The 22,403-nt window shown below is 38.8% G+C and carries 21 protein-coding genes and 1 riboswitch; of the genes, 5 read left to right on the top strand and 16 right to left on the bottom strand.

Translation table 11 applies throughout. From position 1 onward, the window contains the following. Window positions 1–55: 55 nt before the first annotated feature. The 7 genes from ACH0CI_RS23565 to ACH0CI_RS23535 form a co-directional block, all read right to left on the bottom strand. Window positions 56–2,197 (bottom strand): PAS domain-containing sensor histidine kinase, encoded by a 2,142-nt coding sequence (locus tag ACH0CI_RS23565; RefSeq protein WP_028412439.1) that lies wholly within the window; start codon window positions 2,195–2,197, stop codon window positions 56–58. A 279-nt stretch (window positions 2,198–2,476) separates the two neighbouring features. Next, window positions 2,477–3,820, bottom strand: a complete 1,344-nt coding sequence (locus tag ACH0CI_RS23560; RefSeq protein ID WP_028412440.1) for an amino acid permease — start codon at window positions 3,818–3,820, stop codon at window positions 2,477–2,479. A gap of 159 nt (window positions 3,821–3,979) precedes the next feature. Further along, a riboswitch (glycine riboswitch) is annotated at window positions 3,980–4,060 on the bottom strand. Window positions 4,061–4,259: 199 nt separating this feature from the next. After that, on the bottom strand, window positions 4,260–5,609 hold the full coding sequence (locus ACH0CI_RS23555) for an FAD-binding oxidoreductase (RefSeq protein WP_406902353.1): 1,350 nt from the start codon (window positions 5,607–5,609) through the stop codon (window positions 4,260–4,262). A gap of 302 nt (window positions 5,610–5,911) precedes the next feature. After that, window positions 5,912–7,297 (bottom strand): 23S rRNA (uracil(1939)-C(5))-methyltransferase RlmD, encoded by a 1,386-nt coding sequence (gene rlmD / locus ACH0CI_RS23550; protein WP_406902352.1) that lies wholly within the window; start codon window positions 7,295–7,297, stop codon window positions 5,912–5,914. A 162-nt stretch (window positions 7,298–7,459) separates the two neighbouring features. After that, window positions 7,460–8,269: a delta-lactam-biosynthetic de-N-acetylase gene (gene pdaA / locus ACH0CI_RS23545; protein ID WP_034263749.1), complete on the bottom strand. Its 810-nt coding sequence runs from the start codon at window positions 8,267–8,269 to the stop codon at window positions 7,460–7,462. A gap of 94 nt (window positions 8,270–8,363) precedes the next feature. Then, a complete protein-coding gene (locus tag ACH0CI_RS23540) occupies window positions 8,364–9,905 on the bottom strand; it encodes a fumarate hydratase (protein ID WP_098627107.1) in 1,542 nt (513 codons plus the stop codon). Between the two features lie 162 nt (window positions 9,906–10,067). Beyond that, entirely contained in the window at window positions 10,068–10,253 is a 186-nt protein-coding gene (locus ACH0CI_RS23535; RefSeq protein ID WP_013081532.1) for an SE1561 family protein, read from the bottom strand. Window positions 10,254–10,456: 203 nt separating this feature from the next. Between ACH0CI_RS23535 and yfkAB the strand changes: the two genes are divergently transcribed. Further along, the gene (yfkAB, locus tag ACH0CI_RS23530) at window positions 10,457–11,575 is read left to right on the top strand and encodes a radical SAM/CxCxxxxC motif protein YfkAB (RefSeq protein WP_034263747.1); all 1,119 of its coding nucleotides are present in this window, start codon (window positions 10,457–10,459) and stop codon (window positions 11,573–11,575) included. A 35-nt stretch (window positions 11,576–11,610) separates the two neighbouring features. Here the strand turns inward: yfkAB and ACH0CI_RS23525 are convergent, their stop codons facing one another. Both ACH0CI_RS23525 and cax read right to left on the bottom strand, forming a co-directional pair. Beyond that, on the bottom strand, window positions 11,611–12,411 hold the full coding sequence (locus tag ACH0CI_RS23525; RefSeq protein WP_028412446.1) for a YfkD famly protein: 801 nt from the start codon (window positions 12,409–12,411) through the stop codon (window positions 11,611–11,613). Between the two features lie 140 nt (window positions 12,412–12,551). Then, complete coding sequence (cax, locus tag ACH0CI_RS23520; protein WP_034263745.1) at window positions 12,552–13,607, bottom strand: calcium/proton exchanger; 1,056 nt, start codon at window positions 13,605–13,607, stop codon at window positions 12,552–12,554. Between the two features lie 200 nt (window positions 13,608–13,807). Here cax and ACH0CI_RS23515 point away from each other — a divergent pair, with 200 nt between their 5' ends. Further along, window positions 13,808–14,221 carry a pyridoxamine 5'-phosphate oxidase family protein gene (locus tag ACH0CI_RS23515; protein ID WP_034263743.1) on the top strand — a complete coding sequence of 138 codons (414 nt, stop codon included), beginning with the start codon at window positions 13,808–13,810 and terminating at the stop codon, window positions 14,219–14,221. A gap of 19 nt (window positions 14,222–14,240) precedes the next feature. On the opposite strand, the gene ACH0CI_RS23510 is transcribed toward ACH0CI_RS23515, so the two are convergent. From ACH0CI_RS23510 to ACH0CI_RS23500, 3 genes are all read right to left on the bottom strand, one after another. Next, window positions 14,241–14,624 carry an OsmC family protein gene (locus tag ACH0CI_RS23510; RefSeq protein WP_406902351.1) on the bottom strand — a complete coding sequence of 128 codons (384 nt, stop codon included), beginning with the start codon at window positions 14,622–14,624 and terminating at the stop codon, window positions 14,241–14,243. Window positions 14,625–14,830: 206 nt separating this feature from the next. Then, entirely contained in the window at window positions 14,831–15,319 is a 489-nt protein-coding gene (locus ACH0CI_RS23505; RefSeq protein ID WP_034263740.1) for a phenolic acid decarboxylase, read from the bottom strand. A gap of 25 nt (window positions 15,320–15,344) precedes the next feature. Further along, a complete protein-coding gene (locus ACH0CI_RS23500; protein WP_028412450.1) occupies window positions 15,345–15,800 on the bottom strand; it encodes a DUF3237 domain-containing protein in 456 nt (151 codons plus the stop codon). Window positions 15,801–15,981: 181 nt separating this feature from the next. On the opposite strand from ACH0CI_RS23500, the gene ACH0CI_RS23495 reads away from it, so the two are divergent. Then, a complete protein-coding gene (locus ACH0CI_RS23495; RefSeq protein ID WP_406902350.1) occupies window positions 15,982–17,166 on the top strand; it encodes an MFS transporter in 1,185 nt (394 codons plus the stop codon). A 14-nt stretch (window positions 17,167–17,180) separates the two neighbouring features. Here ACH0CI_RS23495 and ACH0CI_RS23490 read toward each other — a convergent pair whose 3' ends face one another. Together ACH0CI_RS23490 and ACH0CI_RS23485 are read right to left on the bottom strand one after the other, a co-directional pair. Beyond that, entirely contained in the window at window positions 17,181–18,107 is a 927-nt protein-coding gene (locus ACH0CI_RS23490; RefSeq protein WP_028412452.1) for a cation diffusion facilitator family transporter, read from the bottom strand. A 15-nt stretch (window positions 18,108–18,122) separates the two neighbouring features. Then, a complete protein-coding gene (locus tag ACH0CI_RS23485; protein ID WP_034267028.1) occupies window positions 18,123–18,440 on the bottom strand; it encodes an ArsR/SmtB family transcription factor in 318 nt (105 codons plus the stop codon). Between the two features lie 208 nt (window positions 18,441–18,648). On the opposite strand from ACH0CI_RS23485, the gene ACH0CI_RS23480 reads away from it, so the two are divergent. Continuing rightward, window positions 18,649–18,798, top strand: coding sequence for a BH0509 family protein (locus tag ACH0CI_RS23480; RefSeq protein ID WP_013055132.1), 150 nt, complete (start codon window positions 18,649–18,651; stop codon window positions 18,796–18,798). Window positions 18,799–19,023: 225 nt separating this feature from the next. Next, a complete protein-coding gene (locus ACH0CI_RS23475) occupies window positions 19,024–20,943 on the top strand; it encodes a heavy metal translocating P-type ATPase (protein ID WP_034267025.1) in 1,920 nt (639 codons plus the stop codon). Window positions 20,944–21,172: 229 nt separating this feature from the next. Here ACH0CI_RS23475 and ACH0CI_RS23470 read toward each other — a convergent pair whose 3' ends face one another. Beyond that, complete coding sequence (locus tag ACH0CI_RS23470; RefSeq protein WP_045291980.1) at window positions 21,173–22,012, bottom strand: YihY/virulence factor BrkB family protein; 840 nt, start codon at window positions 22,010–22,012, stop codon at window positions 21,173–21,175. 14 nt (window positions 22,013–22,026) lie between these two features. After that, window positions 22,027–22,365 carry a YtxH domain-containing protein gene (locus ACH0CI_RS23465; protein ID WP_098112305.1) on the bottom strand — a complete coding sequence of 113 codons (339 nt, stop codon included), beginning with the start codon at window positions 22,363–22,365 and terminating at the stop codon, window positions 22,027–22,029. Window positions 22,366–22,403 lie beyond the last annotated feature (38 nt).

Raw genomic sequence — 22,403 nt, 5'->3', positions numbered from 1 at the left:
CATGAAAGCTTTTGATATATTATAAGTATAATAATAAAAAGTAGGGGAACTTCCCCTACTTTTTTATGATTGGAAACAATATATCCACACTTGTTCCTTGATTTAACTGACTAGAAAATGTCATCTGCGCATGATGAGCTTTAATAATCCGATAGCTGACCATCAGCCCTAAACCTGTACCTTTTTCTTTTGTACTATAAAAAGGCTCACCTATCTTCGCTAACCGTTCAGGAGGAATACCTTGCCCTTCATCAGCAAGCTGCAGCCAAAGGTGGTTTTCTTTTGCTTTAATCGTAATATGAATACCCCCTCCTTCAGGCATTGCTTCGATAGAGTTTTTAATAATATTAATAAATACTTGTTTTAACTGATTTTTATCTCCATATACCTGCGGTAATTGCTCATCCCTTTCAAATATGAAAGCTACCTTTTTTTCTACTGCTTCAGGTTCAAGAAGCGAGCACACTTCTTGAACAAGCGCTTGCATATTTAAGGGTTCAACATTCATAACCTGAGGTTTTCCTAACATCAAAAATTCTTCTACGATTCCATTCATTCGTTCTAATTCAGTTTCCATGATATCTATATACAAAGCATCTTTGGGATTTTGTTCTTTTAATAAGTGAACAAAACCTTTTAAAGAAGTCAAAGGATTTTTGATCTCGTGAGCAACTCCAGCTGCAAGTTCTCCTACAACGGCAAGCTTCTCAGAAGTTCTAAGCTTCTCTTCTGCTTTTTTACGCTCCGTAATATCTGTCGATACGCACAGCATTTGAATCACTTCCTGTTTTTCATTCATAATAGGAAGTTTTGCTGTTTCGACCCAGCGCCGGTTTCCTTTCGAATCTTTAAACTGTTCTTCTAATACCATCCCTTTTTGCGTACAGTTTGAAAACGTCCCTTTATATAAAAGATCTGATTGAAGGTTGAATTGATATTTATCAATTGGTTGTCCAATCAAGTCATCAGATTTTTCACCTAGCAGCATCGCAAAAGATTCATTAACAAGAATGAACTCCCTTTTTTGATTAATGGCATAAATATAGCTTGGATTAATGTCAATGACTTGTCTTAAAAACGTTTTTTGTTCCTGCAGCTGATTTTCTTTTTGCTGTAAATTTGCTTTAGAATGGCGTATATAGCTAATCATTTCATTAAACTGTTTAGATAAAGTACCGATTTCCCCCCGCTCAATTTCTCGTTCCGGAATTTTTTGATTAAAATTCCCGCGCGCTACTTGTCCCGCCAATTCATATAGTTTACGAATAGGATTCACAATTTGCCTTGCATATAACGCAGTAAAAAAAGAAAGCAGTAAAATTGTAATACCTGAAACGGTCCAAAGCGTTTTTTCAAACGTTTCATAAGGCCTGTAAATTTCTTCAACGGGTAATTCAGCGACAATTCCCCAATCCAAAACAGGAATATATTCAAATGACGCAAAGAAGTACTTACCTTCGGTGTTCACAACGCGCTGATATCCTGATTTATGATTCATCGTTTCCTGAACGATTTCATTTTCCCTGGCATTTTCACCGATTCTCTGTTTCTCAGGGTGTGAAATAATTCTACCATTGCGGTCTACAATAAACGTATAGCCGTTCTCTCCTATATCGAACGTTTGAAAAATGGATTGAAAGCTTTTATTTTCTTCAATGCGCAGCGCTAAATTTATAACTTTTTTTACATTTTGCTGCTCATCCAAAATAGGAATTGCCATCACCACAATGTAATGCTTTGTGTCTGCTGAAACGACATCGCTTAAATATATTTTTTTAGTTCGCAGCGCTTCTTGAAAATATTTTCTTTTACTTAAGTTCACGTGCTTCATACTCTTTAAATCATCTGGGTAATAATGCTCCACATACCCTTTTGTATTAAAAATGGTTCCGCTATCGATATACGGTGAAATATTAACTATTTTCTGCAGTTCTTTGTCTATCTCTTGTTCATCATCTGATAAAAAAATAGGATCTTGCTGTACCTCGTCGCCCAAGCTCCAAATATCTTTAATAACGATGTTAATTTGCTCTTTCATTCTCTTGACGGTTTTATCAGTTACCTGTCGATATTGATCTTGAGAAATATTAGGCAGCATCACTCTTGAAACTATAAACATTAGCGTCAGTACGGTACAAATAAGAAGCACATTAATCGTGAAGATTTTCCAAAACGTATGAGATTTAAACCATTTCATGTTTGTTCACCTTAATTCAATGAAGTCTACCTCCATTGTACTGCAAAATGAAAACTTTTCCATGTAAATGATAGAATTCCACCTTTAGACATAGAAGAAAAGCATTTGGTTCTACATTACTATCAGAAAACTATGAGCTTTTTCACTGTATTTTCTGCTAAAATTTTTTTAGGGTTCTTATATAAACTTTGCTTACTGCATTTTCTTCATACAGTAGAAATCAATTATCTATCTTCCAATAAAAAGACCCCATCACGAAATGATGAGGTCACCCATTTACTATTTCTTCTTCCTTCTAGCTCCGTAAAAACCAAATAAGAGAATAAACCAAACGGGTGTCAACAATAAGGCTGGGCGCGTCGCATCAGAAAACAGCATAATAATAAGAATCACTGCAAACAACGCTAGCACAACATAGTTTATAAATGGTGTTAACGGTGCTTTGAATGTTGATGCTGCATGCAGCTGCGGACGTGTTTTTTTATATCTTAGATGGCAAATCAAAATGATACTCCACACCCAAATGAAACAAATAGCGCTGATGGTTGTTACGATGCCAAAAGCTTGATCTGGTATCAGTTTGCTTAACAAAGCTCCCGCCGAGATAACCAGCGTAGATACAAACAATCCGTTGCTTGGTACGTGGTTTTTGTTCAGTTTTGCAAACGTAGATGGCCCTTGATCATTTTTACTTAAGTTATATAAGATACGGCTTGTTGAAAACATTCCGCTATTACAAGCAGAAGCGGCTGAAGTTAATACAACAAAATTAATAATTCCAGCAGCAAGCGGAATTCCGACTAAACTAAAGGTTTTAACAAATGGGCTTTCTGCTGCATTCAATTCCATCCACGGGTTAATAAATAAAAGGACGATAAGCGCTCCAACATAGAAAAATAAGATTCGCAGCGGAATTTTATTAATCGCCGATGGAATATTTTTTTGGGGATTTGATGTTTCCGCTGCCGATACCCCTACCAATTCAACCCCGACGTATGCGAAAATAACCATTTGGAATGAAAGTAAGAAACCTGAAACACCGTTTGGAAACAGTCCTCCATGATTCCAAAGATTTTGAACCGTAACGGATCCTGCATCTGTTTTAAATCCGATTACCAGTAAAATAACGCCAATAACAATTAACGCAAGAATCGTAATAACCTTTATTAAAGCAAACCAAAACTCTAATTCTCCAAATAATTTTACGGTTAATAAGTTAAGTCCTAATAAAATGATTACACAAATAAGTGCAGGAATCCACTGAGGAATATTGAACCAATATTTCACATATACGCCAACGGCAATCACATCAGCCATAGCTGTCATGATCCAGCAAAACCAGTACGTCCACCCTGTGACAAATGAAGCCCATGGTCCAAGATACTCTTCAGCAATATCTGTTAACGATTGATAACCTGCTTTAGACAGCAGTAGTTCTCCTAGCGCTCTCATCACAAAGAAAAGCGCAATACCCACAATTAAATAAGCAAAGATGATAGAGGGACCTGCAAGCTGTATGGCTTTACCAGAACCTAAAAATAATCCCGTCCCAATGGTTCCTCCAATCGCGATTAGCTGAACATGACGATTGGATAAATCCCTCTTTAATTCTCGTTGTTCCAACTCTAACTCCTCCTAACAATAAAACCTTTGATGCGATCGTGCGGACTACAAAATAAAGTCCAATAAAAAAAGAGATTGGATGCGCTCCAATCTCATGGTCATAAGAATAACAAATATTATGGTACATGCTACCAATTAGTAACATGCCAAATAAATATCCGGTACTCTTCTGTCCTTTTGCCTGAGATTGTGAACCCTTCGGCGTCGCGAAACTATCGCGATCTCTCCAGAAGCTGCTCCTGCTATAGTGTGATCCATAGCAATCATAGCTTTCTACGTATTAAATTTTCCGATCAAGATAATGACTGTCGAATAGTTGTTTATTCTAATACCAGTTGGATGCTTTGTCAACAAGAAAGATGACTTTCATTTATTTACCTTCTTCGAAAGAAGGTAATGAAACAGGTTCAATCGTCAACTTAGTATCCTTTTCTACATGCTACCTGAGTCCCTGCGGAAACCTAAATACGTTAAATGGATCGTACTTTTTATTTACTCTTTCTAACCGCTCTGCGTTGTCTCCAAAATACTCATACTCGTAGTTTCTAAGGTTGCTGATAGGGAAATTCACATAGGAGCCTTTCGTAATACGTTTAATATATTGAAATCGCTTATACAGCCACTCTCTGTTTGCTCGTGCAAACGCATCGTCTGTCCATACAGATTGAAAGCCCAGAATATATCTAGCGTTTCTGTAAAAGAAGGCCGTTTCTCTGTTACCAACACTGCGAATTTCTCCTCCTAGTGCATAAAAAGAAATCGCGGCGTAAACGGACCCTTCTGCTGGACGCTGTATGAGATCTGCAAGATTTTCAAGCTCGCCAACTGAATAACTTCTTTGCACAAATCTTCCCGTTGACTTAAATTTTTCAGACGGAGGATAGGTTGCTTCTATCTTTTGTACCGCTTCAAGAAAAGATAATGACTCTAGCTCGACTCGGAACCCCTCCACCTCTGCAAAAGGCTGCAAGATCTTTCGAGCTCTTTCTGGAGATCCGTAAAAGAAGCCGTTCGCAAATATGCCCAATCCTTCCCCTTCTGCATTATAAAAACTGGCAACTAGCGTCATACGTTTGTCCAATTCAGGCAGCCAGCTTTGCCATATATTCATCACTTGTGCCTGTTTTTCTCTTGTAGTACCTACATAAAAGAAGCGAACAAGCGTCACAGAGCTGTTCGTCGGTTTTGGAAGCTGAAACGTCATGCTTGCCACAACGCCAAAATTACCGCCACCAGCACCTCGGCATGCCCAAAAAAGATCCGCGTTACACGATTTGTTTGCTTTAATAATCTTTCCTTCATAATTGACCAACTCTAGCTCTATCAAGCTGTCACAACCTAATCCGTAAAGTCTGCTCGAAAGCCCCCAGCCTCCTCCGAGCGTAAAGCCAGACACCCCAACAGTCGGACACGTTCCTCCTGGAAACACATATCCATTCGAACCGATAAAATCATACACTTCCGTATTCTTTGCTCCTGCCTCCATCTTTAAGATGTTCCGTTTCCTATCCAATTTCAACCCGTTTAACCGACTGATATCAATGACTAATACACATTCACCCGTAGAATACCCTTCATAATGATGACCGCCAGATCGAATGCGAATGTCTACACGATGCTTGCGCGCCCATTGAATTGCATTTACAACATCCTGCTTTTTTTCACAGTACACAATCACAAGCGGAAATTTATCAATAGCACGATTCCACTCCTGACGAGCTTCCTCATAAATGGGGTCTTTCGGCGTTACCACTTTACCCGTAAGACCTTTCAAAAACATTGAGTCCATTTGACCTCTGCCCCTCTGTATATACTTTTTAGTAGTTTTATTACTATAGTATTCTTGGGGTGGTTGAGGGTGTGGGTTTTCAAGACTAGATTGGCGTTTATCATCTCTATTAAAAATGAAATTTCAGTTCATTTACCGAAATATAAGTACTAATAAAACTTCTTTTCGGTGCTCGGATGCTTTCTAAAACATAACTTTCCAATAATTCAAATTAGATATATTAGAATATTTTTTCTTCCAACAAGAGTCCAATTCAAATAAAAAAAGAGCAGAACCAAATCTGCCCTTTACTCTTCATCTATTTACTTCTTTAACGTCAAACTCACTACATTCTCCACATGCGCCGTATGAGGGAACATATCCACAGGCTGAATGTAATCCACATGATAAGCCTTCGACAGCTGCTGCACATCTTTGGCTAATGTGGATGGATTACAAGATACGTAAACCACTTTCTTTGGCTTTACTTGTAAAATTGTTTTTAGAAGCTTGTCATCACAGCCTGTTCGCGGCGGGTCAACGACGATAACGTCTGGCTTCCAGCCTTCTTTTACCCACTGCGGCATCCATTTTTCAGCCGGACCTGTTACATACGTGGCATGTTCAAATCCATGATCTTTGGCATTTTTTCGCGCGTCTACAATGGATTCTTCAATCGTGTCCATTCCGCGAATTTCTTTGACATCTTTAGCAAGCCATAAGCCAATTGTCCCTACTCCGCAGTAAGCATCTACGATTTTTTCACTGCCTGTTAGCGCAGCTGCTTTTTTTACTTCGTCGTATAGCTTCACCGTTTGAAGAGGATTCAGCTGGAAAAATGCACGCGCTGAAAGTTCGAATGAGATATCACCTAACGTTTCTTGAATCACCGATTTTCCAGCGAGCGTAAACGTTTCGTCTCCAAAGATAAGCGATGTTTTTTGGCCGTTTACGTTTTGTACGAGCGATTTCACTTCCGGCAGGCGGCGCTGAATTTCTTTCATCAGCAGCTCTTTTTTCGGAATTTCTTTTTTAGCCGTAATCAAGACAATTTGAACTTCACCCGTTTCAAACCCTACTCGAGATACAATGGTACGCACAATTCCACGGCGTTTACGCTCATTGTAGATAGGAATTTGAAGGTCTTGTAAAATTCGTTTTATTTCTTTTGTCACGTGATTTGTAGCTTTATGCTGAATGGGACAGTTTTCAATATCAATCAAGCGGTGAGAATTCAGTCCATACAAACCAGCAATGACTTTTTGTTTGTCCACGCCGACTTGGAACTGAGATTTATTACGGTAGCGCCACGGATCTTCCATACCAATCGTTTGGCGAGTTTTTTCCTCTACTTTTTTTAATGAACTGTGACGTTCGAACGCTTGCAGAACAATATCCCGCTTGGATTCTAGCTGACCTTCATAAGATAAGTGCTGAAGCTGGCAGCCTCCGCACTGGTCGTAAATCGGACAGGGTGCTTCTACGCGATGAGGAGATTTTTTGCGAATTCGCTTGATTTTCCCTTCGGCAAACTTATGCTGAACATTTGTTGCTTCTACAACCACTTCTTCATTCGGTAATGCTCCCGGTACAAAGACGACTTGGCGCTTAAAATAGCCTACGCCTTCTCCATTAATACCGAGTCTTTTTATCGTCAACGGAAACGTTTGTCCTTTTTGAACTTTCATTTCAGTTTTTGGTTTATTCATGAGACCAACTCCGATTAGTTTAAATTCTTTATATAGTTATTAACGGTCTTTAGCTGCTTAAAACCTATTGGACCGTATCGCTTTAAAAAAGACATCAACGCATATTATAACACTTCAACAGCAAAAAACCGACAGAAGAAATATTCCCGTCGGTTTTTATCTTTATTTCGTTTTAGAAGGACTTTTCTTCAATTGTTTACGTTCGTTCATTAAATCATCAATGCTTTTAAACGTATAGCCCTGCTTTTTTAAATCCACAATCGCTTGATCTAACGCATCTGCGTTATCCTTTGAAACGGTATGCAGAAGCATGATCGCACCTGGATGTATTTGAGTCATCATATTGTCGTATGAGTAGCGCCAGCCTTTTTGTTCATTCACTTTCCAGTCAACAAATGCTAGTGACCAAAATACGTTCGTATAGCCTTCTTGCTTTGAAAGAGCTAGCGTTCGTTCGCTAAATACACCTCTAGGTGAGCGGAGATACTTCATTTCATCACGACCGGTAATATTCTTGTATTCATCTTTTACTTTTTGCAGTTCCTCTTTAAAACGTGCATCATCCACTTGAGTTAAGTCAGGGTGATGCCATGAATGATTGCCGACAATATGCCCTTCTTTTACCATTCGCTTAATTAGCTTAGGCTCTTCTTTTAAATAGTGTCCTGTTACAAAAAACGTCGCAGGAACCTTTCTTTTTTTGAGCACGTCTAATACCTGCGGGGTATAACCATTTTCATAACCGTTATCAAACGTTAAATAAATATTTTTTTTAGTTGTATCGCCGAGGTAAAACGCATCATACTTAGCAAGAATTTGTTCATAAGCTGTACCTGCGGATGCGGGCTTGTGATTTTTACTTTTTTGAAATCCCCAGCTGATCGGAGTATTTGGATACATTTGTGCTTCAACAGATGCTATGCCTGTTGACATCACGAATAAAAAAACGAGAAAAAAGGTGAACCGGCGCATAAGAAGCTCCTTTCGGAAGTCATTTTACGCTTAGTATCCACTCAATTTTCTCGTTCATGAACGTTACTTTTTACCATACGTTCCCGACGTATGTTTATTTAAATACCGGTTCTTTAAATTGCTCAAGCTTTTCAAATGAAGACTTGTCTACATCTGCATGCAAGCTGTTTCCGTGTGAATCCATCGTCACTACAGCTGTAAAACCTTCTACTTTTAAATGCCACATTGCTTCAGGAATACCGAACTGCATCAAATCAACGCCTTCTACGCTCTTGATACAATCAGCATAGTACTGCGCAGCTCCGCCGATAGCATTTAAGTATACGCCCCCGTGCTCTTGAAGAGCAGCAAGCGTTTTAGGACCCATACCGCCTTTACCGATAACCGCGCGGATACCAAATTTCTTCATAATATCTCCTTGGTAAGGTTCTTCACGGATACTTGTTGTTGGTCCTGCAGCGGTTACGTGCCATTTTTCATCTTCGTCTTTTAACATAACCGGGCCACAGTGATAAATGATTTGTCCATTTAAATCAATTGGCGCATCGTGGTCTGTTAAATGTTTATGAATAGCGTCGCGTCCCGTGTAGATCATACCGTTGATGCGCACTACGTCACCAACTTTTAATTCACGAATTTGCTCTTCTGTAATAGGTGCTTGTAATACAACTTCTTTTGTTTCATCCGCATTTTGTTTCTCTTCTGCACCTGCATTTTTATTAAAATCTACTTCTTCGCCTTCTTGATACAGCCACTCTTGAACGCTTCCTGTATCAGCGTTGATTTTAATACCTAAGCGACGGTAAGCCCAGCAGTTATACGCAACTGACACATAGAAGCTAGCAGGAATACGATTGATTACGCCGACTTTACAGCCAAGTAATGTCGTTTCTCCGCCAAAGCCCATTGTACCGATTCCTAGCTTATTAGCATTTTCCATTACATACTCTTCTAATTCTTTCAGCTGAGCGTTTGGATTTTCGTCATCTAAGTTTCGGAACAGCTGCTCTTTTGCTAATTCATAGCCTGTTGTACGGTCGCCACCGATTCCAACACCAATGACGCCGGCGCTACAGCCTTGGCCTTGCGCTTGGTATACTGAGTGCATCACACATTTACGAATACCGTCTAAATCACGGCCAGCTCGGCCTAACCCTTCTACTTCACAAGGCAGGCTATACTGAATGTTTTTATTTTCACAGCCGCCGCCTTTTAAAATAAGACGCGCATCAATATAGTCATTTTCCCACTGTTCAAACTTAATAACCGGCGTGCCTCCGCCTAAATTATTACCGCTGTTTTCTCCCGTTAACGAATCTACAGAATTAGGGCGAAGCTTTCCGTGCTTTGTTGCTTCTTCAATTGCCCAATAAATCGCTTCTTTAATTTGAAGCTGATTCACTCCTACAGGGGTTTTAATTTTAAATGTTGGCATACCTGTATCTTGACAAATTGGCGATAAATTATCATCCGCCATCTTAATATTATTGGTAATGGTCGCTAAAGACATTGCTGCACGCGTTCCTGCATTTTCACGCGCTTTTGCCTTTGCGATAGCACGTCGAACGTCTTTTGGCAATTTTGTAGATGTTTCAACAATTAAATCGTACATGCTTTGTTTTAAAGCTTCAATCATCACTTAATTCCTCCCATATCCCGCTAATGTATGTATTTATCTATCTGTCGTACAACTTTCAAAATTTATTATACTCCTTCAAAAATTGTTTCGAAAGACCTTTATAGGAGGATTTCTACTTCAAGCAAAAAAGCGCTAGTTTTTCTAGCGCTTTTTTCTTCTTCATTCTTTATCTTTTTTAAACTGCTCACATTTTGCTTCTAAGTCATCAATCATTGTAATCAAACGGTCAATATCTTCTAGATCTGTGTTTTCAGGCTCCATAGAGTCTAATACATGTACAAACATATTTAAACGATCTTTTAAATAACGTACTTGTGAATCTTTATCTCGAACGGCGTTTCCCATTTTAAACCCTCCTGATGTAGCTTTTCATTCGTATTTCCTTATATCCTAACGAATACTTTCATATTTGACAACTAAAAGCAATAAAATCCATAATAGTCACTGGTGTCCGTTTTGAATGGGACGTATAATTTAGTCTAGCAGGACGGACCGTGAGATGTTTTCATCATCATTTCACTTTACGGAAAAATAAAAGGAGTTTTTTTATGGCCACTTTACAACGAATTACCCCGGAATTCGATCCGTGGGAAGCGTATTTAGATATGAAACAATATGGCAAACCGACGCTCACAAACGTTGAATTTACAACAACGACGCTTTGTAATATGCGATGTGAGCACTGCGCAGTTGGATATACGCTGCAGCCAAAAGACCCAAACGCACTGCCTCTTGATTTAATTTTAAAACGTCTCGATGAAATTCCAACACTTCGAGCGTTAAGCATCACGGGCGGAGAGCCTATGATGTCTCTATCTTCTGTGAAAAATTATGTGGTGCCTTTATTAAAGTATGCACACGAACGAGGTGTCCGTACACAGATTAATTCAAATTTAACATTAGATCTTGCTCGTTACGAACAAATCATTCCTTATTTAGATGTTTTACATATTTCTCACAACTGGGGAACGATGGACGATTTTGTGGAAGCTGGCTTTGCAATGATGGAGCGAAAGCCTACTTATGAGCAGCGCGCCAAATATTTCGACCGTATGATTGAAAACAGCCGCGCGCTTGTAAAAGCAGGTGTAACGGTATCAGCTGAAACGATGTTAAATAAACGTACGCTTCCTCATATGGAAAAAATTCATCGTCAAATTGTGGATGAAATGCTTTGTCAGCGTCACGAAGTACACCCTATGTATCCAAGTGACTTTGCCAGCACCTTAGAGACATTATCTCTTCCTGAAATGCGTCAAGCGATTCATCACCTTCTTGATATTCGAGATGAAAATGTGTGGATGCTATTCGGCACGCTGCCGTTTTATGCATGCAGTAATAACGAGGAAGACTTAACGCTTTTACAGCGCTTGTATAGCAGTAAAAATGTAACCGTTCGAAACGATCCAGACGGACGTTCTCGCCTAAATGTAAATATTTTCGACGGAGATATTATCGTAACTGATTTTGGTGATACGCCTCCTCTTGGCAACATTCAAGATACAAAGCTTACAGACGCTTTTGATACGTGGCAGCAAAGCACAATTTCTAAAGAACTTAGCTGCCATTGTTCAGCGGTCTCTTGTTTGGGACCTAATATTTTGGTAAAAAACAGCTATTATCAAGATACTGATTTTAGCAAACTCCAAGCGAACATTACAAAATAACAAAAAGAGATTCCACCACTGGAATCTCTTTTTTGTTATCTCGGCTGATCGTAAGCCCCGAAACTTAAGGAGACATAATCTTGTACTGGAATCCATGCTCCAATTCCTTGAGACGTTACATTTCTCACCACAATTGAACGCTTGCTGCCTTTTACCGTTACATATACTTCCCCATACGTTACTTTTCCCTTTTCACTTACAGCAGGCGTGTACGCATAGAGATAACCTACTTTTTTAGGAGCTACGTTATACACCTGGTCTTTTTTCGTTCCGGCACCTACAAACGTTTGAAATGATAAAGTGAGCTTTGTTTTTTTAGCTGCTTCAATTAGCATCATTTGTTTAACATGATCAGGCTGAGGCACTTTTGCCGTTAATCCGCCTTTTACATGGCTTTGATTTTCCTGACTGTACATCATTTTGTACTGAGTTTTTCCTGCTCTGTTATCATAATGATTCGTATTGATTCGCTGGTGCTGCCAGTTAACGTTTGTTTCTGTTGATTCATAATTTAACGGCCACTGTCCTAAAAAAATGGTTGCTCTAAATCCAATTGCCCATGGAGTTTTAGAAATGTTTGATTCATTTAATATACGAATTAAATCAGGGTTTTCAATTTTTACATTTGACGTTTCAATGAGCTCTTTTGTGAACTCACTCGGCTGCAAATAAGGCGTGTCTTGACTAGCATTTGGATACGTATTTTCTTTTGAAATATTTAAAGCTGAAGAAGGCACGTTGATGGTAGGCTGAGCTGTTTTTGCAATGGCGATCTTCGTTGAACATGAAAACGAAATAATGATGGTAAACACAAATAAAAGCAATTTACGTAACATCTAGAAACTCCTTTCAACATCGTTAATGAATGCAACCATAGTTTTTTCAAACATCCCCTGTTTTATCCTGAATACCAAAAGGGAAATTCTTCTATTCACTCACAAAAAAGAAACGTCCACATAAAGTGAACGTTTCTTTTTTAAATGAGATAAAAACCAATTCCCATAATAATATAAGCACCTAAAAGAGTTGCGCCTTCAAACCAGTTTGTATCTCCGTCATTAGAAATCGCAATCGTTAAAAATACGGCTGTTACCATCGCAATCAACTCAGGCCAAGTAAAAACAAGAGACATTTGGCTTTCGAACATTAGCGAAACAAGTACTAATATTGGTGCTACAAACATCGCTACTTGTAAAGTTGATCCAACAGCAATTTCAACAGCTACACCCATGCGATTTTTAACAGCCATAATAATAGCGGAAGCATGCTCTGCCGCGTTCCCAACAATCGCTACAATGATGACCCCGATAAACAGCTCACTCCAGCCAAAGCTTTCCGAGACAATTTCGATTGTACTTACCAAGCTTTCGGATACATAAGCCACCGCTAACGTAGACAAAAAGAGAACCGCAATCGCTTTCCACATTGACCACTCTGGCTCCTCATGTTCTTCCACTTCTTCACTTTTATGCTGATACACGCCTCGATGCGTGACCAGCTTAAAGAATAACGCCGCTAAGTATAAGATGATGAGAATAATGGAAATTCCGACACTTAGAGACATGGTCTTCGCTTCGTCCATTTCGCTAGCAAACACTTCAGGAATAACAAACGCAACGATAACGGCAAAGATCAATAATCCAGAATTATGTCTTGCATCATAGACATTAAATTCTTGACGCTTAAATTTAAGTCCCCCGATAAAGAATGAAAGACCGCCTACAAGAAGGAGATTTCCTAATACAGAACCGGTTAACGATGCAAGCACCACGGCTGTAAGGCCTTCTTTTAAAGCAAAAATCGAAATGATTAATTCTACAGCGTTACCAAAGGTAGCATTCAATAGACCGCCTATTCGAGGACCAGCTACAACAGCTAAGCTCTCTGTAGCTCTTCCCATAAAAGCTGCGAGGGCAATGATTGTTAAACAGTAAATAATAAACATAAGAACATCTGACCAGTGCATCATGTGCCCAATAACAGATAGCGGCACCCCAAGAATAACCGCTATCAGAAAAATCCGATTGATCATCGATATGTACACCTACCTTATTCATTTTTTGACAACAAAATCAATCATATCAAATTAATGGAATTTGTATAGACTCACCGTCAATGTTAGTATTTTTAACCTATTTTTATAAATGATAAACCTCTAATTGATTTTTGATTAAGATATTTAAAAATCAGCCAAACTACCAAGGATAATGAGATAGAATGAGGAGTGAAAAAATGAGTAATGATGTAAAAAATCAAATTTTATCGGTACTGGATGACTATACAATCGGAACGTTAGCTACGATTCAAGATGGAAAACCTTATTCACGCTTTATGATGTTTTTTCATGAAGATCTTGTGCTTTACACCGCCACCAATAAAGATACCCACAAAGTCGAAGAACTAGAAAAAAACCCTTACGTTCATATTTTGTTAGGCTATGATGGGCAAGGTTGGAGTGATCCGTATGTAGAGGTAGAAGCCAAAGTAAATGTAGAAACAAACGAAGAGTTAAAAAAGAAATTTTGGAATGAAAAGTTAAAAGAGTGGATTAAAAGTCCAGATGACCCAAATTTTTTGCTTCTTCAGCTGACTCCTGAACGCATGCGCTATTTTGATAAAGCCGGAAGCAAACCAAAAGAAATATAAAAGTGGACGATGTCCACTTTTATTTTATTTCGAAGGTTTCTGTCACTTCTATACTGTCAATAACCGACTGTAGCATTGAACAATTTTTTCGGGCTAGCTCAATCGATTTTTCAATTTTGTCTAATGGCAGGTCTTTTCCCGTGATGATATAGTGCAAATGAATTTTTTCGATTCGCCCCACTTTTTCATCATTGCGCGTTACATCAGCTTGGATGCGTAAATCGGAAAAAGCGATTCTTTTTTTCTCTAAAATCTTTCTTAACACGCCTCCGCTGCACACGGCAATTGACGATGTCATTAGCTGATACGGACGAAAGCCATGCTCTTCATCTCCGGCGATATGTAGCTCTCCATAAGGAAAATCTGTCGTAAACCCCGCCTCTTTTTTCATGTTAAATTCCATTTTCTTCACTCCTTTCCTTCATTATAAACCGTTTTTTATATAACCAACTACTCTCACTATAGATCACTTGTTACACCGCGGTTTATTTCCGGGCACCATCACAATAAAAAAATCCGAACGAATTTGATTCTTGATCAAGAATCAAATTCGTTCGGATCTTCCTTCAACTAATATACTTTTGTCCTAGCCTTTTGTATGACTCCGTATTAAATTAATTTTCCAGCGCGAATATCATCCGTCATTCCTTCGTAAGGCGCTTGAGCGATAACTTCCTCATTGTTTACTCCGACATTTTTGATGAATGTAATGTCAGCAAATTCGGGAACCACGTATTTCGGATATGTTTCGTATTTTTCACGGGATTCATGCATTAAATCAAGATAATCATTTTGATAGCACACGGTAATTTCAGGATGTTCATGTACCCATTTTGGGAAGAAAATAATTCCGTGCATGCGTTTTTCATCAGGCATAAAGTTCAAAGATACATCTGTCCCCGTTGGTTCAGTCCAAGATACTTTATATACACCTTCTGTTAATTTCACAATATCTACTTTTTGGTCACGAACCCATCGTCCTGCCACCATTCCGCTATGAATACGATAATCGATTGTATTTTCGTTTTTAATATAGATTTCATATTCCCATCCGTTTTCGTATGTGTAAATCATATGATTTCCAATAAATTTTTCCATGTCTATACCTCTCCTTTGATTTGATTTATAAAACTTCGTATATGTCTAGCACAACGCTTTCTGGGTTTCTTACAGCAGCGCCTATAAACATGCGGTCCTGTAACCACTTATACTTTGCACTTCCAGTTTCAAAGACAGGAATCGTACGAAAGTAAACGTGCTCTGGAGGTATAATTTCACCTTCAGCAGCCTGTTCTCTAAACTCTTCACTAACCTGACGTATTCCATTGTTTTCAATATAAATAAGTTCATCATCTTCTGTTTGAATGACATATCGTGCAGATAAATCGACGCGGCCATCCCAACGAATAATTTGAGAATCCGCTCCACTTGGAAGAATTAAGCCTTTTATTTCCCCGTCTGCAGTACCTGACTTAATGGGAATAAACTGTTTTTTTCCTAATCCTGTATGACCAATAACGACGGGTGTACCAACATTAATTGTGAATGTTGCTATTTTCTTCAGCCCTGGTTCTATCATAGCAATCACCTCTTAATTGTAAATAAAAACATGTAAATATTTACACGTTTTATTCTACTCCCCTTACATAAAGATGTCAAATGGACAGCACGGTCTGTTTATATCCTTGTCAATAAAGCGTTTTCCTTGTACGATTAAACAGTTGGATTGACAAAATATAGATAAAAAGAGGTTAAATGCTATGGGTGCTACTCATCAACAACGTTTCTGGATTTTAGTTAGCCTTGTCGCCATTTCTGGATTCAGCCAAGGCATGCTGCTTCCTTTAATTGCTATTATTTTTGAGACAGATGGTCTTTCCTCTACTATAAACGGATTAAACGCAACTGGATTGTACCTGGGCATCTTATTTATTTCTCCTTTCATGGAAGCGCCGCTTCGCAGATACGGATACAAGCCAATTATCGCAGCAGGAGGACTTTTAGTTATTGTATCTTTAGCTTTGTTTCCCCTGTGGAAATCTGTTGTATTTTGGTTTGTGCTCCGTTTATTTATTGGAATAGGAGATCACGCGCTGCACTTTGGAACTCAAACGTGGATTACATCGTCTTCCCCTGCTGATAAAAGAGGTAGAAACATTTCACTGTATGGGCTCTTTTTTGGTATTGGTTTTGCTGTTGGTCCTTTAATGACGCCGTTAATTGAAATTAATCAAGCGCTGCCTTTTATGATTTCTTCTGCTCTATGTCTTCTAACGTGGGTATTTTTATTTTTGATAAAAAATGAATTTCCCCTTCAGGGAGTTGAGGTTAATTCATTAAAAGAAACGGCTAAGCGATTTTCTAAAGCGGCTAAATATGCTTGGATTGCTTTTTTACCGCCTTTTGGATATGGTTTTTTAGAGTCATCACTGAACGGCAGCTTTCCTGTATACGGTTTACGAATTGGATTGCAAGTAGAGTTTATTTCACTGTTGCTGACTTCCTTTGCAGTTGGAGCTATTGTGTTTCAGCTTCCTCTTGGCATACTGAGCGATAAATTCGGACGGAAATTGATATTAGGATGGATTTTATCAATTGGAGCCGTGACTTTTTTTACAGCAAGTCTCTTGGAAGACACCGCTATTCCATTAGTAGCGTGTTTATTTATAGCAGGCATGGTTGTAGGTTCTACGTTTAGTTTAGGAATCAGCTATATGACGGATTTGATTCCTACTCGTCTGCTTCCTACAGGTAATTTACTATGCGGCATTGCTTTTAGTATCGGAAGCCTTGCCGGTCCTTACATAGGCGGTACTTTTATTCAGTTCTTTCATCATGTCAGCTTTTTTAATATTATTAGCGGGATGCTTGGCTTTATTTTTATCCTTCTTTTTGTATTCGGACAAAAAATGCCTATGCAGCAAAAAACAAGCGAGAACTTATAAGTTCTCGCTTGTTTTTAAACTTTTAGCGTCCGGTGCTGAAGAGCTGATTTTTCAATTTGTATCGTCGTATGCTCAATACCACAGTGATCGTGTACTAAATCAATGGCTTTTTGCAAAATCTGCTGACAATCTTTTTCATCTTCTACGCGCATATGACAGCTCAATGAGTCCAGTCCTGAAGTAATCGTCCAAATGTGTAAATCATGCACATCTTTGACTCCTTCAATGTTTTCAAGAAGGTTTTTTATTTCACTGTGATCCACTCCTTCAGGAGAGCCTTCCATCAAAATATGAACGCTATGAGCAAGCACGCCCCAAGCGCTTTTTAAAATTAATACAGACACAACTACAGAAATAATCGGATCAGCAATATACCATCCAAACAGCATCATAAGAAGTCCCGCTACAATAGCTCCAATAGACCCTAAAGCATCTCCCAATACGTGTAAGTAAGCGCTGCGCAAATTTACATTTCCTTTTACATCGCCTTGTCTCATAAGTGACCATGCGCTGATTAAATTAGCGAGTAAACCAACAGCAGCAATCAGCATCATGCTGCCGCTTGCTACAGACTGCGGCTCCAGTACGCGCTGATAGGCTTCATAAATGATAAACCCTGCTATTACAAACAGTGCCACTCCGTTAAAAAGAGCCGCTAATATTTCAAAACGATAATAACCGTACGTTTTTTTAGCCGACGCAGCTCGGTTAGCAAACCATATGGCTACGAGGCTAAGAGCAAGTGAGCTTGTATCAGACAGCATGTGTCCGCTATCGGATAATAGCGCTAAACTATTTGTAAAAAGCCCTCCGACAAACTCAAGAACCATAATACCCGCGGTGATAATTAGTGCAATTAACAGACCTTTTTTGTTGCCTTCACGCTGTGTATCAAAATGGTGATGATGACCATGATGATGATGGTGGTGATCATGACTCATGCAAAGCCCCTCCTTCTAATCGTTATGTGCGCATTCTACGTGCTGAATCACTTGATGCAGTATTCCAACCACGTGTTCATCATCGTACGTATAGAAATACGTATTCCCTTCACGGCGATATTTTACTAAACGTAAATGACGCAAGTGAGTTAACTGATGTGAAATAGCTGATTGTGAAACACCAAGCACTTCAACCATATGACCGACTGAACACTCTTCTTGAAATAGCAAATAGAGAATCTTCATTCTCGTAGGATCTGAAATAGCTTTTAGTATTCTTGATGCTTCTTCTACTGTTTGAGGTGATAAAAACGAATGTTCATCTTTTTTCATAACATCTCTCCGTTCATTATATGCAAGTATATGAGCATATGTTCATATATAAATTATAAAATACCTTTTTCTCTATAGTCAATTATTTACGTCTTTCAAAATTTTTTTGCCTATTTTTAAAAAAAATCCACACAAAATACTTTTTCTGTTATATAATACAATTAAATATAATAAACTGTATTAAAACAGATGGAGAGGAGAATAATAAATGAGCAGACAAGAACGTAAAAACATGATTACATTTATTGAAACAATGAAGGGGATTGACCGTGAAACCTTAATGTACATGACGGATGCCGATATCGAGCACATTTACACTTCCGCTTATAAATATTATGAAGAGCATTTAGATATGTAGTACGTTTTTTACAGAATGCAGACGTCCAGCTGCATTCTGTTTTTATTTTTTAAGCATTAGTTGTTACCTACTTGCTTGTTCCGTGCTATACTATACTAAATATCCCAATTCAAAAGATAATAAATGGAAAAAGTGTGCTGCTATCGCTGAGATGGCAGCTTTCGTGCTTTTTTAGGGGTAATGATTGTGATTATTTTTCTCAATTATCGTTCAAGGAGGATTTGTATGGAAAATGCGTTACCTAAAAAACAAGAACAAACGCCGCAAACATCTTCTGCTGTCAACGTATTAAAAACACATGGTGAACTCATTGCTGCACTGTTGAGCGGAGTGCTTATTTTAGCCGGCTGGCTGATTTCAAAACAGCAGGATACAGCTGTATCTATTACGCTCTTTGTATTAGCTTATGTGATAGGTGGATTTGCTAAAGCAAAAGAAGGCATTGAAGAAACGATTGAAAATAAAGAATTAAACGTCGAAATGCTAATGATTATTGCGGCCATTGGAGCGGCTGTAATTGGCTACTGGACAGAAGGTGCTATGCTTATTTTCATTTTTGCACTAAGCGGTGCATTAGAAACGTACACCATGAATAAAAGCAACCGAGAAATTAGCGCCTTAATGAATTTGCAGCCGCAAGAAGCAACGCGGCTGATTGGAGACCAAGAAGAAATTGTCTCCATTTCAGATTTACAAATCGGAGACTTGCTGTTAGTTAAGCCGGGTGAACGAGTGCCGTCCGATGGTATTGTTGTCTCAGGTCAAACAACGATTGATCAGGCGGCTATTACGGGTGAATCTGTCCCTGTACTAAAACAGCTCGACGATGAAGTATTCGCGGGCACGGTGAATGTGAAAGGCGCCATTACCATTAAAATGACAAAGCCAAGTGCTGAGACGCTGTTTCAAAAGATCATTCAACTTGTTCAAACGGCTCAAAGTGAAAAGTCTCCTTCTCAATTGTTTATCGAACGATTTGAAGGCACCTACGTAAAAATTGTTCTATCGGTTGTGGCAGTTATGCTGTTTCTCCCCCACTATGTGCTTGGATGGAGCTGGACCGAGACATTTTACCGAGCAATGATTCTCTTAGTTGTAGCGTCTCCTTGCGCCCTAGTTGCATCTATCACCCCTGCTTCGCTGTCTGCTATTTCAAACGGAGCAAAAAAAGGAATTTTGTTCAAAGGCGGCGTGCATTTGGAAAGGTTAAGCCATTTAAGCGCAATTGCTTTTGACAAAACAGGCACGTTAACAAAAGGAAAGCCAGAAGTGACAAATGTTATTGTACGTTCTGATATAAACGAACAGGAATTTCTTATTAAAATAGCATCAATTGAACGTCAGTCTAATCATCCGCTTGCTCAATCCATTGTTGACTTTGTGAAAAACAAGCAGGAATTGACGCTCGTTCAGCCAGATTCACTTGAAGACGTTCCCGGATACGGTGTGATTGGGTCTCTTCAAGGAGATACGTGGAAGATAGGAAAAGCAGATTTTGTAGGTAAAGAAGAAGCAGCTGAATTTGAAAATGGGATTTCATCTACGCTTGCCAGTGAAGGAAAAACGATTGTGTACGCAAAAGACCAGCATGGTATTGTGGGATTGCTTGCGCTAAAAGACGTTGTACGAACAGAAGCTGTAGAAGCTGTTAAATCTCTGAAAGAGCAGGGTATTCATACCGTCATGATTACAGGAGACAGCGAAAAAACAGCCGAGGCCATTTCAAAAGAATGTGCCGTCGATGAATACATTGCAGAATGTTTGCCTGAAGCGAAAGTAGATAAAATTAAAGCGTTAAAAGAAAAATTCCCTACCGTTTCAATGGTCGGAGATGGGATTAACGATGCACCTGCTCTCGCTACTGCTAACGTTGGAGTAGCCATGGGAGAAGGAACCGATGTGGCACTGGAAACGGCAGATATTGTTTTAATGAAAAATGATTTATCAAAAATTTCGGATGCAGTAGCTCTTTCCAGACGAATGAACTCAATTGTGAAGCAAAACGTTATTTTTTCTATTGCCGTCATCTTTTTATTAATTTGTTCGAATTTTTTCCAAGTGCTTGATATGCCATTTGGTGTTATAGGTCACGAAGGCAGCACCATTTTAGTTATCTTAAACGGCCTTCGCTTGCTAAAATCTTAACGAAAAAAAGCCTAACGTATTTGTTAGGCTTTTTATTATGGAAATCAATGCCTTAATGGTAACCGTTTTGTCCATTTTGGCTGTTGCTTGTTTTATGCTTTGGCTGACTCTTTTTATTTTGTTTTGTATTGCTTCCGTCTTTTTTCGTATGCTTTGTCATGATGTAAAACCTCCCTTTCACTTTGTTAGTATGCTCATATCTTGCGAATGATTTCATCCCAATTTGTGACTATGAAGATTTGACTCGGCGGTCGTAGAAAATAGCGTTAATTTCTCCTCCAATAACGATAATCATCCCCGATAGGTACAGCCAAATAAGCAAAATAATAATTCCGCCCAAGCTTCCATATGTAGCTGTATAGTTATTGAAATGATTGACGTAATACGCAAATAGCATCGATACCACTGTCCAGCCGACCGTAGCAAAAGCCGCTCCTTTTACAACATTTCGAATCAGCAGCTTTTTATTAGGAGCAAAGTAATACAACCCCGTAAAAACAGTAAACAAAATGAGACCGCTGATAATCCAGCGGGAAGCAGACCATAAAGCGAGAAAAGTTTCTGAAAATCCAAACGTAGACGATAAATAAAGACCAATCATATGACCAAAAACAGGAAGTAAAAGCGCTACAATAATAACAAATATCATCGCAAAAGTAAGGAGAACTGCCATGCCTCTCGCCACTAAAAACGGCCGATTTTCTTGTACGTGATACGCTCGGTTAAATGCCCTTACGATCGCATTAATTCCATTTGAAGCAGACCACATCGTGGCAATGATACCAAAGGACAATAGTTTTTCATTATGAGAACCAATGATATGAGAAACGTTGCTTTCAATCATGTGCAGCGTTTGCTGTGGCGCTACATTTTCGACCAAATCAAGCAGATCTGTTGATTCCAATGGCAAAAATCCAATCAGCGTAATTAAGAAAATTAAAAAAGGAAATAGCGAGAGCAGCAAATAATAAGCCAATTCAGCTGATAAGCTGGGCAGCTCATCTCGATGAATGCGGCCCATCAGTTCTTTGCCAAACCTTACGATGTTATTTATGTATATTCCAGCCATATGTGCCTCCTTATTTATTTTTGTTCATCACCATACTTCTCCACAAATGCTTCTTTTGTATCGTTTACAATTTCCATCACCTGAGGCGTTGTTTCTTTTAACTTTTCTACTTTTCCTGCTACAAATGATACATCTTCAGAAACTTGCTCAATGGTCGTACGGATCGTTTCATATTTCTCTTTCACAGTATCCGTTACAAGTTCAGGATGCTGAATAAGAGTTGTTGTTTTGTCTTTCAATTTTTTACTTCCTTGAATAACGGAACTTCTGGTTTCTTTATCAAATAAAGAAACAGCTCCTCCTATAATTGCTCCAATGACCATACCTTCTACTAGCTTATTTCGTTTACCCATTTGTCGTTTCTCCTCCGCTTTTTATTTTTTTAGTATCA

This window comes from Priestia sp. 179-F W1.4 NHS, from assembly GCF_045369295.1.
Lineage (GTDB): Bacteria > Bacillota > Bacilli > Bacillales > Bacillaceae_H > Priestia > Priestia zanthoxyli.
The sequence above is the reverse complement of the archived record's forward strand: the minus strand, read 5'-3'. Positions and strand labels throughout refer to the sequence as shown.